At 60.2% G+C, this 12,911-nt stretch carries 11 protein-coding genes; all 11 read right to left on the bottom strand.

What is annotated here, in order from left to right; translation table 11 throughout:
- Window positions 1-62: 62 nt before the first annotated feature.
- A complete protein-coding gene (locus DWZ22_RS05895; RefSeq protein ID WP_035137407.1) occupies window positions 63-1,493 on the bottom strand; it encodes a PTS transporter subunit EIIC in 1,431 nt (476 codons plus the stop codon).
- 57 nt (window positions 1,494-1,550) lie between these two features.
- Window positions 1,551-2,474, bottom strand: a complete 924-nt coding sequence (murQ, locus tag DWZ22_RS05890; RefSeq protein WP_118098843.1) for an N-acetylmuramic acid 6-phosphate etherase — start codon at window positions 2,472-2,474, stop codon at window positions 1,551-1,553.
- 10 nt (window positions 2,475-2,484) lie between these two features.
- Window positions 2,485-3,336 carry a MurR/RpiR family transcriptional regulator gene (locus DWZ22_RS05885; protein WP_118405660.1) on the bottom strand — a complete coding sequence of 284 codons (852 nt, stop codon included), beginning with the start codon at window positions 3,334-3,336 and terminating at the stop codon, window positions 2,485-2,487.
- Window positions 3,337-3,540: 204 nt separating this feature from the next.
- Window positions 3,541-4,122: a VanZ family protein gene (locus DWZ22_RS05880; protein ID WP_158551657.1), complete on the bottom strand. Its 582-nt coding sequence runs from the start codon at window positions 4,120-4,122 to the stop codon at window positions 3,541-3,543.
- Between the two features lie 104 nt (window positions 4,123-4,226).
- Window positions 4,227-4,832, bottom strand: a complete 606-nt coding sequence (locus tag DWZ22_RS05875) for a recombinase family protein (RefSeq protein WP_118405659.1) — start codon at window positions 4,830-4,832, stop codon at window positions 4,227-4,229.
- Window positions 4,833-5,009: 177 nt separating this feature from the next.
- Window positions 5,010-7,145: a ribonuclease R family protein gene (locus tag DWZ22_RS05870; RefSeq protein WP_118405658.1), complete on the bottom strand. Its 2,136-nt coding sequence runs from the start codon at window positions 7,143-7,145 to the stop codon at window positions 5,010-5,012.
- 192 nt (window positions 7,146-7,337) lie between these two features.
- On the bottom strand, window positions 7,338-8,258 hold the full coding sequence (gene ftsX / locus DWZ22_RS05865; protein ID WP_055310349.1) for a permease-like cell division protein FtsX: 921 nt from the start codon (window positions 8,256-8,258) through the stop codon (window positions 7,338-7,340).
- Window positions 8,245-9,465: a cell division ATP-binding protein FtsE gene (gene ftsE, locus DWZ22_RS05860; protein ID WP_117734381.1), complete on the bottom strand. Its 1,221-nt coding sequence runs from the start codon at window positions 9,463-9,465 to the stop codon at window positions 8,245-8,247. Before ftsE ends, ftsX begins: the two co-directional genes overlap by 14 nt.
- 450 nt (window positions 9,466-9,915) lie before the next feature.
- Window positions 9,916-10,857: a transketolase family protein gene (locus DWZ22_RS05855; RefSeq protein WP_117763190.1), complete on the bottom strand. Its 942-nt coding sequence runs from the start codon at window positions 10,855-10,857 to the stop codon at window positions 9,916-9,918.
- A 1-nt stretch (window position 10,858) separates the two neighbouring features.
- Window positions 10,859-11,689 carry a transketolase gene (locus DWZ22_RS05850; protein WP_117734379.1) on the bottom strand — a complete coding sequence of 277 codons (831 nt, stop codon included), beginning with the start codon at window positions 11,687-11,689 and terminating at the stop codon, window positions 10,859-10,861.
- Between the two features lie 207 nt (window positions 11,690-11,896).
- Complete coding sequence (locus DWZ22_RS05845) at window positions 11,897-12,787, bottom strand: YitT family protein (protein WP_117743527.1); 891 nt, start codon at window positions 12,785-12,787, stop codon at window positions 11,897-11,899.
- Window positions 12,788-12,911 lie beyond the last annotated feature (124 nt).

Here is a 12,911-nt window from a genome sequence, read left to right as displayed (position 1 = left end):
CATAGCATCAAGAAATCTGCCGCGCGCCGCGAGTTCTGAGCAACACGGCTCGCGATATCAAACTACTCGCCAAAGAACTCGTTGATCTTCTGCTCGTCGACGCCAAAGAACCACGTCAGGACAAAGCCGGCGGCATAGGCAAGCAGCATAGCGGCAACGTAGCCGAGCTGCTGGCCAGGAACGACGATCAGCAGGCCAAACAGACCGGAAACGCCCTGAGAAACCGTGCCGATGTGAAGCAGCGCCGCGAGCGCGCCACCAAATCCGGCACCCAGGCAGGCCGTCACAAACGGGCGAACGAGCGGCAGCGTAACAGCATACATCAGAGGCTCGCCCACACCCAGGATTCCAACGGGAATGGACTCGGCGACGTACTTCTTGAGTTTGGCGTTCTTGGTCTTAAAGTACAGCGCCAGACCGGCACCGACCTGGCCGCCGCCAGCCATCATAAGGATGGGCAGCAGGTAATTGATACCCTTGGTAGCGCCGTCGGGATCGTTGAGCATAGCGTGGATCGGCGTGAGCGCCTGATGCAGGCCGACGGACACCAGCGGCAAGAAGCCTGCCGACAGGATATAGCCGCCCAGGACGCCCAGCTTCTCGAAGATAAAGGTCAAAACGCTAAAGATGGCAGTCGTCAGCCATGCGCCAACCGGCTGGATGACGAGCATCAGAGCAAAGGCGCCGATGATGAGCACCAGCAACGGGGACAGGAACGTGTCGAGTGCGTTGGGCATAACCTTGCGAATCTGACGCTCCATCCAGGCAAAAAATGCACCAGCGATGAGAGCCGCGATCATGCCGCCCGCTGCGGGGTTGTACTGCGCATTGGTAAGCGGCAGCAGAATGGCAGTGGCAGGATCAGCCGCGCCAGGCGCAAGCAGGGGCATGGCACTGTTGGCGATACACATCATGCCGGCGATGCCGCCCAGCGCAGCGGAGCCACCAAACTCACGTGCCGCGTTATAGCCCACCAAGATGGGCAGATAGGCAAACAGGGCCCAGCCCATGGAACGAATGCCCTGGTACCACCACTCGCCTGCAAGCGCGCCTGCCGTCGAGACGTTAATGACGTTGCAGATACCGTTGATGAGGCCAGCCGCAATGATGCCGGGAAGCAGGGCGACGAAGACATTGGAAATCTTCTTGAGGAAGGCCTGAACCGGCTTGGACTCGTACTTGGCCTTCTGCGCGGCCTTGTTTGTGGCCGCAGCGTCAACCACGCTCTCGTCAGCAACGCCTTTCGCAAGGCCGGTGAGCTTGGAGAACTCCTCGAGCACCTTATTCACCTTGCCCGGACCCAGCACGATCTGCATCGTGTCGTCCTCGACCAGGCCCATCACGCCGTCGAGTGCCTTAATGCCCTCCGTGTCGACGTTGCCCGTGTCTTTGACGGTCACGCGCAGGCGCGTCATGCACGCCGCGTTTGCGAGCACGTTGTCTTTACCGCCCAAAAGGTCCAGCAGCTTTTGAGCCAGCTCTTTGTTCGTCATAACTCCTCCTTGTATTGGGTATCTCGTTTGGATGTCATATCAGCTCACGCCGCGCACCTATTGGGCATCGGCATTGTTCTTCTCATGGCCACTCACCGCAGCACGAACATGGCCGCGCGCCCGCTCAAGAGCTACCGCAGCCTGCTCGGCATCGCAGTCCAGCAGTACCGAGACAATAGCGGTTTTTACGTGGCCGTCGGCATCTGCAAGCGCCTGAACAGCGCGCTCGCGCGTGCAGCCGGTCGCCTCCATCACGATGTTCTGGCCGCGCACCACCAACTTCTCGTTCGTCTGCTGCACGTCGACCATCAGGTTTTGGTATACCTTGCCGATCTTGACCATGGCACCGGTCGAAATCATGTTGAGGATGAGCTTTTGAACCGTTCCCGCCTTGAGCCTCGTTGAGCCGGTCAGCACCTCGGGACCAGGCACGGGCTCAATGGCAAGATCTGCGCTCTCCCCGATCTTCGACCCTTGGTTGCAGGCAATTGCAATGGTCTTGCACCCAATTGCCTTGGCGTACACAAGGCCGCCCACCACATAAGGAGTACGGCCGCTTGCTGCCAGGCCAACGACAAAATCCTTGTCCGAGAGTCCACGCTCTCGCAGGTCGTTCGCGCCAAGCTCCTCGCTGTCTTCGGCACCTTCGACAGCCTTGATAAACGCCGTCTCGCCTCCGGCAATGAGCCCGACAATCAGATCGGGTGACACGCCAAACGTGGGCGGACACTCCGAAGCGTCGAGTACGCCCAGACGACCGCTGGTGCCTGCGCCCATGTAAAAGACGCGCCCACCGCGCTCGAGTGCCTCAGCAGCCCAGTCGATTGCTGTGGCAACCTGGGGCAGCACTTTTGTGACCGACTGGACGGCACGAAGATCCTCATCGTTCATCGTCGTGACGATTTGCAGCGATGTCATCGTATCGAGGTCCATTGACCTTTGATTACGCTGTTCGGTCGTGAATTTTGTTAAATCGAGCATTTCATTCACCTCATCTTTCCTGTTTCTCGATGTAGTTTTGCTTAATGACATGCGTCGCCCGTTCGTAGTCGCTGGCAACGTAAGCAGCGTACAGGGCATCGACAACCATAAGCTGGGCCATACGCGAAGCCATGGCACCGCTGCGGACCAAGGGCTCACTCGCAGCGACGCCGAGCACGGCATCGGCCATGGTGGCAAGCTTGGATGATCCATCTACTTTGGTCACGGCCACAACGGGACAGTTGTGGCGTTGGGCCTCGGCGGTGCAGTCCAGCACCTCTTGCGTCAAGCCCGAGTAGCTAAAGGCGATTGCCATATCGCCCTCATGCATGTTCTTGGCACACAAGAGCTGATCATGCCAGTCGTCGTACAGATGGCACTCCTTGTCGACACGCATGAGCTTTTGCGCCAGATCGTGCGCGACCAAACGAGAGGCACCGATACCGAACAGATTGACTGCGCGCGCCCGCTTAAGATGGGCCGCACATCGCTCCAAGACGGTGTAATCGAGCGTTCGCGCCGTCGCCTCGATCGTGCGCACATTGCTTTTCATCACCTTCCCCACGATGCGTTCGACGCTGTCATCTATGGAGATGTCCTCGAGGGCAACGTCTTTCTTGTCACCCAAGAGCGCCAGCTCGGCAATCAGTTCGCGCTGGAACTCCTTGTAGCCCGCAAAACCCAAGCGCTTGCAAAAGCGCAAAATGCTCGAGGGCGAGGAGAACGTGGCATCGGCAAGACCGCGGACGGACAGCCCGACCACCTCGTGCGGATGAGCGCTTACATATGCGATGACATTGCGTTCCGCCGGGCTCGCGCTGAGCTCACGCTCGCGAAGCCGCAAAAGCAATCCGTTTGCCATCTCAAACACCTCCGTTGAGAAGAATTAAAGACCAACGAACGATTCGTACCGGATACAAACAGCTTTTACGGTACATTGTGCCGAATCGTGGCGCACAAAGGGCGAGCGTTCTACCGCTCGCCCCTCAAATCCGACCGCTCGGAAATACGCGCGACACAAAATGATTCAACGAGGTCGCATTATCAGAAACGGGTTTGTTACCGGCTAGCGCCTCGCATGGGCGCCGATCGGCCGAGTCGCATAGCGCACCAACGCCGCTGCCAGCAATACCAACAGCATGGCGGTGACATAGCCCGCAGCATCGAATCCTAAATCGATAACGTCGAAATGCCTGCCGGGAACAAAGATCTTATGTACCTGATCGCCAACGGAGCAGACGGCGCAAAAGAGCAACACGGGCACGCAACGGGAGCATACGCTCCAAGGACGCCTGGAAAAGCAAACCACGACCACCGAGGCGAACAATCCGACGAAGAAAAACTCTACGGTATGGGCAACGCGACGGACGTTCGTGCCCACCCACATGCGAATGGAAGCAAGTCGGCCAGACCGGACATTCGAAGCAGCCGAATCGGTGCCCCCGGTCATCCCGTTCTCGGTCTGAGCTTCACCCGCGACATCGGCAGCCTGAACGCCCGTAGCCTGACCCTCCACCACGCGCGCGGTGGACTCGCTCAGCAACGACGTCTCCACCGCATTTTGCTCCGTCAGCACCCAGATGCCCGCCAGCGTTGCAGCGAACAGAATGATCGCGGTCCATCCGATTATTTGTTTTACGCGCGCCAAGGGCCTACCTCCTTTTTTGAATATCAGCGAGTGTAGCCCCAAATGGCATCGTCACCGTATCAAAATTTGAATCGCAACAGGAAGCGACAAAGCGACGCAAACCCCTACCCCGCCTCGCGCATCCAGCGATCGAACGTCCCCACGCACACGCCCAGGCACTTTGCCGCCTGGCTGCGGGTAATATCGCCCGCCTCATAGCTATCGCGCACCAGCTCAAACTGAGGAGGGCACGGCTTGCGAGGTCGACCGAAACGGACCCCTCGCGCCCGCGCCGCTGCAATCCCATCCGCCTGGCGCCGATGAATATTCTCGCGCTCCACCTGCGCCACGTAGCTCAGCAGTTGTAGCACAATATCGGCAATCAGGGTATTGGTCACATCCGGCGCGCCGCTGGCCCTGGCGCGCGTGTCAAGCAATGGCATGTCCAACACCACAATGGCAACCCCGAGCTCCTTGGTAATGCGTCGCCATTCCTCAAGAATCTCGGAGTAATTACGGCCAAGCCGGTCGATAGAAAGCACCACCAGCACGTCCCCGTCTCCCAGGATGTGCAGCAGCTCGCGATACCGCGGGCGATCGAAGTCCTTGCCGCTCGCATGGTCGGCATAAATATTCGCCGAGCCCACGCCATAGGCGCCCAGCGCATCCAGCTGCCGATTAAGATTCTGATCGCGCGAACTCACCCGCGCATAACCGTACACCGTCGCCATCTCATCCCCGCTTTCTTGTAAACCTGCCAAAAAGGGACAGGTTTATTTTGGTAGGTTTTACCTCTCAAATAGCAGGTAAGCGGGCGGCCGAGCAGAGGGCAAGGTGGCCACGATTCAAATGCGGAGGGCGGCCCCGAAAGACCGCCCTCCGCTCTCCCGCCACGAGTCGGGATTTAGCTAATGGATAAGCTTAAAGTCCAAGTGCCCGCGCGTGGTATTGACGCGCGAGACCTCGATGATCACACGCTGCCCCAGCTCGTAACGGGTGCCCGTGTCGGCACCTGTGAGCGTGAGCGCGTCCTCGTCGAACTCGAACCACTCGTTGCCCAGGCTCTTGATGGAAACCAAGCCTTCGACCTGCGTCAGGTCCAAGCGCACAAAGAGCCCCATGCTGCTGACCCACGAGACCGTTCCGGCATAGCGCTCGCCCAGGCGATCCTCGTAGTACTGGGCAATTTTGATTTTTTGCGTCGCATGGCTGGCGGCGTCGGCCGCGCGCTCGGCATCGCTGCACGCACGGCAAATTTGCGGCAGAATGCGCGGAAGCGACTCCCGGCCTTTTCCGATTAGCCTGGGCGTACGCACTAAGGCGTCTTTTCCACCCAGCTGTTCGTATGCCAACTGCAGTTTGAGCACGCGGTGCACCACCAGATCGGGGTAGCGACGGATGGGACTCGTAAAGTGACAGTAGCACGGCGCGGCGAGCGCAAAGTGGCCCTCGTTACGCGGTTTGTACAGCGCACGCTGCATGCTGCGCAGAAGCAGCGTGTTGACGAGCGGTGCGTTGGCCGTACCGGCGGCAGCATCAACTGCAGCCTGTAGCTCATCGGGACTCCCCAGGGCAATACCGGCAGCACGGCGATCGTCGATGATGCCTAGCTGCGCCAGCGCAACGGCGGCACCGTGCAGGCTATCGGGGCTCGGATCCTCATGCACGCGATAGCAGGCCTCGATATCACGGTCTGCCAGCCACTCTGCAACGCACTCGTTGGCGAGCAGCATGGCTTCCTCGATAAGCGACGTAGCACACGAACGCTCACGCGCGACAATCTGCACGGGTACTCCGTCCTCATCCAATAGAGCGCGGATCTCGGCCGTGTCAAAATCGACTGAGCCGCGGGCGCGACGAATGCGACGGCGAAGTTCGGCGAGTTCGTTGGCGGCGACAAGGAAATCGCCGAGGTCGACGTTGTAGCCGCGGGCGGCCTCCTCGCACGCAAGACCGCGCTCAAGCGCTTCCTCGCGCGAGGTCTCAACAGCCGCAACATCCTCGGCCGCACCCTCCAGCACCGAATACTCAACCGCGCCGGCACGCACCAGCAGCGCCTCGGCGCCGTCATAATCCATACGCACACGCGAGCGAATCACGCTGGGGTACGGATCGTAATGGCGAACGCGGCCCTGCGCATCGAGCTCAATGTCAACGGTAAACGCCAGACGGTCCTCGTCAGGGCGAAGCGAGCACAGGTCACAGGACAGGCGTTCGGGCAGCATGGGAAGCACGCGATCGGCCAGATACACCGATGTCGTACGATGGCGAGCCTCAAGATCGATATGCCCGTCCCAAGCCACATAGTGAGAAACGTCAGCGATATGCACGCCCAGTTTGTAGCCGCCCCCGGGTGTGCGCTCCAGCGAAATGGCATCGTCAAAGTCACGCGCGTCGACCGGGTCGACCGTGATGACAAAGCGGTCGCGCAGGTCGCGGCGAAGCGGATCTTTAAGCGCCGCGGTCACATCGAGCGAAAGTTCCTCGGCGTCGTCCAGCGCGGCCTCGGGATAGCTATCGGTATAGCCGTAACGCGCCATCACATATTGAACGCCCAAATCGGGCGCGTCATCTCCGCCAATGCGGCGCTCGATCGTCACGGTGCCCGATTCCAGGCGCGTCGGGTAGGTCAAAATGCGCGCGACAACGGCATCACCCGGGTGGACGCCCAGACAATCCGCCGAGGTATCCTCGGGCAGAATGAAGAAGTCGGCCTTCAGACGCGAATCGAGCGGCTCGATCACACCAAGCGGACCGGCGGTCTGGTACGTGCCCACCACGCTTACGGCTGCGCGCTCAACCACGCCTTCGATCACGGCGCGCCGTTCACCGTGTGGGCTGTTCTTAATGCTCACGGCAACGGTATCTCCATCCATGATCTCGCGCTTACCGCGGCCCATGACCTTGTAGTCGCCGTTTTCGGTTACAACGTAGGCGCTATGCTCATGGAGCTGCACGCGTCCGGTCAGGCTCGGACGGCGTTCGCTGCGCACCGGCCCGCGCTTATTGCGAGCTCCACGCTTATGCTTATTATTGCGCCCCATGGCGCCTCCTAACTATCGATGGTCGTTTACACCCCAAGAGTCTACCCAAATGGTCCTTAGGGGGCGGAGGAAAACGGATCACATAGATAGACCAGCGCCACGATGATCCGCAATCCTGCCGTTCCCTAGGGATCAAAAAACGGGCCGCCCCATAAGAGACGACCCGTTGGAAGGGGTGAATTCCAGGCATGCCTACACGCGCAGGTAGCGGCGCATGGCGATGGCAGAACCAAAGAGACCGATAATCACGCCGACCAGAATCAGCGCAGCATAGGTCACCAGGTAGTACTGCATCGGCAGGGCAAACGACATCCAGCCGATGCTCTCCTGCAGACGCGGAATCATCAGATTGCGCAGCAGCTCCAGAACGCCGATGGAAAGCAGCGAGCCCAAAATGGCCTGCAGCACGCCCTCGGTGATAAACGGGCCACGAATGAAGCCGTTGCTGGCGCCGACCAGACGCATAATCGCAATCTCACGACGACGCGCCGTGATGGACAGGCGAATCGTGTTGTTGATGAAGATGAATGCGATAAAGGTCAGAAGGCCAACGAGCACCACGGCGGCGATGCGGATGTAGTTGGTCACCTGGAACAGGCGGCTCACTTCCTCCTGGCCGTACAGCACGCTCGCGTTGACGTCGCCGTCATCCGCGATCTTCTGGAAATCGGCATCCTTCTTGAGCTTCTTGGCCGTGCTTTCGACCTGAGACGGATCGTCCATCTCAATCGCGAACGAGGCCGGAAGCGGGTTCTGGCCGTCGAGCGCACTCATGGTGGCATCGGCGTTGCCCGACATCTTGCTCGTATACTCGGCCAGCGCGTCGTCCTTATCCTTATAGGTCACGGACTTGACGTTACTCCACGTCTTGAGCTCGGCCTCAAAGGCCTGGACGTCCGCCTGGTCGGCATCATCGCTGATGAATGCGTTGATAACAACCTGATCCTCGACGGTGCCGATCACGGAGTTCAGCATCGCGGAGCCCATAATGAACAGACCGATGATAAACAGCGAAAGGAAAATCGTGATGACGGCGCCGAGCGAGGTAGTCCAGTTACGGAAGAAGTGGCTGATTGCCTCTTTGAAGGAGTAGCCCACGTTAGTTGGTGCCATAGTTGCCGTAACCTCCCCTCTCCTGGTCGCGGATAACGTGGCCGCCCTCGAGGGCGATCACGCGACGGTGCATGCTATCGACCATCTCGCGGTCGTGCGTGGCGACGATCACGGTGGTGCCGGTGCGGTTAATACGCTCGAGCAGCTTCATGATGCCCAGCGAGATCGCCGGGTCGAGGTTGCCCGTCGGCTCGTCGCAGATCAGCAGCGGCGGACGGTTGACCATAGCGCGGGCGACGGCAACGCGCTGCTGCTCGCCACCGGAAAGCTGGTCGGGCAGCGAGTCCATCTGATCGGCCAGACCGACCAGGCGCAGCACCTCGGGCACCTGACTGCGAATGACGCCCTTGGGCTTGCCGATGCACTGCAGGGCAAACGCCACGTTTTCGTAGGCGGTCTTTTGCGGCAGAAGCTTAAAGTCCTGGAACACGGCGCCAATCTGGCGGCGCAGGAACGGAACCTTGCGGTTCTTGATCTTCATGAGGTCCTGACCGGCAACCAGGATGCGGCCACTCGTCGGCTTGACGTCGCGGTTGAGCGTCGATAGCAGCGTGGTCTTACCCGAGCCGGAGTGACCGACCAGGAAGACGAACTCGCCCGGATAGATCTCGATGTTGATATCGTCGAGCGCGGGCTTGTTGGGCTGTGCCGGATAGATCTTGGTGACATGCTCCATAAGGATGACGGGCTCGACACCGGCCTGCTTGGCCATCTTCTTGCGGCTGGCCTGCGGATCGATGGGCGCAAACACCGACGTAAAATCGGGATTGTTGAGCGCGTTATCGAGGCTTGCGACCTCGGCTGCCTGATCGCTCTTGACCACCGGGGCAGCAGGCTGCGTGGGGTCGGGAATAGCGGCAAAGAGGCCGGACTGCGCAGGCTGAGGAACCGGCGTCGCAGGGGCCATGGGGTCGGGAATGCCGGCCATGGTAGGCTGCGGCGTGGCGGCGCCAGCCTGAGGCTGCTCCACGCGAGCGGTCACGGCCTGAACGGGCTCAAAACCCGCCGTGCCGGAAAGCGCGACATCGCTGGTGGGATTGTAGGCAAAGGGATCGGATGCCGGCTGTGCCTGATCTGCCGGCTGAGCGGGGGCCTGAGCAACAGGCTGGCCCTCTGAATCCGGAGTGGCGAAACGACTGCCCTGGACGCCTGTCTGCGTCTTGGGGGCATCATCGCCCGCACCGGAGGTACGGAAGTGGTTACCCACTGGTGCTCCTTATCGTCGTGCGTTTAAACTACATGAGCGCTTTGTATTTTAGCAGCATTAGCTTTGCTGCACATAAGAAGCATGGCGGGGTTTGGTCTCACCGGCCGCGCGTAGGGTTACCTCCCAAATCGTCCTCGGACATGTCGGAGCCCTCGCTGCGCACTACGTGCGGCGGGGCTCCTCCGTCCTGCGGAAAGATTTGGGAGGTAACCCTACGCGCGGCCTGCGGCTACTAAGGGGCCGCCGCGTTTATCTTACGGTGCTGCATATACAAAGTTGGAAGGGTCTGAATTGCACTTTGCTGGTCTGGGCCCGTTTCCCGGAGAAAGCCCTTGCTTGGTGCGGGCCTAATTTGTTTGTTGCCGACAAAAAACAGGGGCGTCCTCTTTGAGGACGCCCCTGCTATGGATTGCATACGGTTGCTGAAGCGATACTTTGCCTCGCCTTGCCTTATGCCAAGAACTCCTTGGTGGTCGCCACGATGTTGGCGGCGTCCAGGCCGTACTTGTGCAGGAGCTCTGCACCCGGGCCGGACTCGCCAAAGGTGTCGTTAACGCCAATCTTCTTGAGCGGCGTCGGGCACTGCTCGCACAGGACATCGGCAACGGCGCTGCCCAGACCACCGATCACGGAGTGCTCCTCGACGGTCACGACGTGGCCGGTCTTGGTGGCGCTCTTGACGATCAGGTCGGCGTCGATGGGCTTGATGGTGTGCATGTTGATGACCTCGGCGTCGATACCCTCGGCAGCAAGCTGCTCGGCGGCCTCGAGGGCCTCGCCGACCATCAGACCACAGGCAATGATGGTAACGTCGGCGCCCTCGCGCATAACGATGCCCTTGCCCAACTCGAACTTATAGTTCTCGGGGTCGTTGATAACCGGCGAGGCCAGACGGGCAAAGCGCATGTACACAGGGCCGTCGCACTCGTAGGCGGCGCGCGTCACGGCGCGGGCCTCGACGTCGTCGGCGGGAACGATAACGGTCATGCCAGGGATAACGCGCATGAGGGCGATATCCTCGCAGCACTGGTGCGTGGCGCCGTCCTCGCCCACCGAGATACCGGCATGCGTGGCGCCAATCTTAACGTTGAGATGCGGATAGCCGATGGAGTTGCGGACCTGCTCAAAGGCGCGGCCGGCGGCGAACATGGCAAAGGTGCTCGCAAAGGCAACGCGGCCGGTGGTCGCGATACCGGCGGCAACACCCATCAGGTTGCTCTCGGCGATACCCACATCGAAGAAACGATCGGGGCAGGCGGCCTTAAACTTGCCGGTCTGCGTGGCGGCGGCCAGGTCGGCGTCGAGGACCACAAAGTCGTCGTGCTCGTTGGCGAGCTCGACGAGGGCCTCGCCGTAGCTTACGCGCGTGGCGATTTTCTTGACGTCTGCCATCCTAGAGCTCCTCTCCGGCGGCCGTGAGCTCTGCCATGGCCTGCTCAAACTGTTCATCGTTGGGGGCCTTGCCGTGCCAACCCACCTGGTTCTCCATAAAGGAAACGCCCTTGCCCTTCATGGTCTCGGCGATAATGGCGGTCGGCTGGCCCTTGGTGGCGCGGGCCTCGGCAAAGGCGGCGCGGATCTGATCGAAATCGTTGCCGTCGGCAAGCTCCACCACGTGGAACTTAAAGGCGCGGAACTTGTCTGCCAGCGGCATGGGGTCGTTGACCTCCTCGACGGGACCATCGATTTGCAGGCCGTTGTGGTCAACGATCACGCAAAGGTTATCGAGCTGCTGGTTGCCGGCAAACATGGCGGCCTCCCAGACCTGGCCTTCCTCGCTCTCGCCATCACCCAGCAGGGCGTAGGTGCGATAGTCATCGCCCCAGTGCTTGGCGGCAACCGCCATGCCCACGGCGGCGGAGATGCCCTGGCCCAGCGAGCCGGTGGACATATCGACGCCCGGGGTGTCGTTCATGTTGGGGTGGCCCTGCAGGTGGCTACCGATATGGCGCAGCGTCTCGAGATCCTCCTTGGGGAAGAACCCACGCTCGGCGAGCACGGCGTACAGACCCGGAGCACAGTGGCCCTTGGAGAGCACAAAGCGATCGCGGTCGGCCTTGTGGGGATCAGCCGGGTCGACGTTCATTTCCTCAAAGTACAGATAGGTCATGATGTCGGCAGCGCCGAGCGAACCGCCCGGATGGCCGGACTTGGCAGCGTGCACGCCGGTGACGATGCCCTTCCTAACCTCGTTGGCAACCTTTTTGAGCTCTTCGTCGCTCATTGTGCCTTCCTTTCATCCTCATTAGACAAAATGCGCACGGCACAGAAGGTAATCCCAACACAGCCGCAATGCACGTACGTCATTCATTATGCTGGAAACTGATGGCTTTACCAGACTTTTTATCATTATTTGAGCAATTTAGCAGGCAGACCCACTGATGAAACGGTTTATCAATGTGAACGTCTTTTGGATGGGGCGCAGCCTGCCCTACGCGTTAATGTCCTTGAATCCCTCGCCAAAGGTTTCCGTAACATCGGCAACCGTCACAATGGCGTGAGGATCGCGCTCGCGCACGATCGTCTTCAGGGTGTTGAGCTCTCGACGGCTCACGATGACCATAATCACCGGCTTCTCGGCGCCCGAATACATACCGGTCGCCTTTAACTTGGTGCAGCCGCGGCCCAGGCCATACATGATGTCGGCCGCGATATCGGGGAAGTTGTCCGAGATGATGAGCACCATACGACGCTTGTTGCCGCCATCGACCACAGCATCGATCACGTAGCCGCTGATCACCATCGAAAGACCTGCATACAGCGCGTTTTCGACCGAAAAGACCGGGGCCGACAGCGCGCACACGGCAACATCGATCGCCATGACGGTGGAGCCCACCGGTAGCGACGTATTGCGCGAGATGATCTGGCCGATCGTGTCGGAGCCGCCGGTGTTGGCACCGGCGCGCAGCACCATGCCGTAGCCGATGCCCGTGATAATGCCGCCCCACATAGCGGGCAGCATCAGATCGGCATGTGCCAACGGCGCCACAAACGGAGCGAACAGGTCGGTGAAAAAGCCCAGCAGCACAAAGCCCGTCGCGGTCTGCACCACATAGAACATGCCGCCCTCGCGCATAACGACCAGCAGCAGCAAGGCATTCATCACGATGGTCTGGATACCGACGGGAAGCGATATGCCATGCGAGGCGCCGACCGCCTGGATAATGGTGGCAAGGCCCGTAACGCCACCGGCAGCAAGGCCGTTGGGAATCAAAAACAGGTCGGTCGCAATAGCGGCCAGAGCGCACCCCAACATAATCTGGGGCAGATCGCGAAAGAAGTTCATCGAAAGAATGCGCTTGATGTCCAGACGATATGCCATGCTGCCTCCCTCAAAAAAGCGCACCCAAACGGATGCGCTTTGAGCTTCTTCTTGTATTCGATTTTACCGATTCGCCGACCAAATACCACCCCCGCTCAGGGTCCGTATTGGCCACATCTGCCCA

Source organism: Collinsella sp. AF31-11 (genome assembly GCF_003475605.1).
Taxonomy (GTDB): Bacteria; Actinomycetota; Coriobacteriia; order Coriobacteriales; family Coriobacteriaceae; genus Collinsella.
This window is presented reverse-complemented; position numbering and strand designations above follow the sequence as displayed.

Bases quoted from the DNA above. Each gene is read 5' to 3' on its own strand.
- DWZ22_RS05895 (WP_035137407.1), bottom strand. From the start codon at position 1,493: ATGACGAACAAAGAGCTGGCTCAAAAGCTGCTGGACCTTTTGGGCGGT.
- murQ (WP_118098843.1), bottom strand. From the start codon at position 2,474: ATGCTCGATTTAACAAAATTCACGACCGAACAGCGTAATCAAAGGTCA.
- DWZ22_RS05885 (WP_118405660.1), bottom strand. From the start codon at position 3,336: ATGGCAAACGGATTGCTTTTGCGGCTTCGCGAGCGTGAGCTCAGCGCG.
- DWZ22_RS05875 (WP_118405659.1), bottom strand. From the start codon at position 4,832: ATGGCGACGGTGTACGGTTATGCGCGGGTGAGTTCGCGCGATCAGAAT.
- DWZ22_RS05870 (WP_118405658.1), bottom strand. From the start codon at position 7,145: ATGGGGCGCAATAATAAGCATAAGCGTGGAGCTCGCAATAAGCGCGGG.
- ftsX (WP_055310349.1), bottom strand. From the start codon at position 8,258: ATGGCACCAACTAACGTGGGCTACTCCTTCAAAGAGGCAATCAGCCAC.
- DWZ22_RS05855 (WP_117763190.1), bottom strand. From the start codon at position 10,857: ATGGCAGACGTCAAGAAAATCGCCACGCGCGTAAGCTACGGCGAGGCC.
- DWZ22_RS05850 (WP_117734379.1), bottom strand. From the start codon at position 11,689: ATGAGCGACGAAGAGCTCAAAAAGGTTGCCAACGAGGTTAGGAAGGGC.
- DWZ22_RS05845 (WP_117743527.1), bottom strand. From the start codon at position 12,787: ATGGCATATCGTCTGGACATCAAGCGCATTCTTTCGATGAACTTCTTT.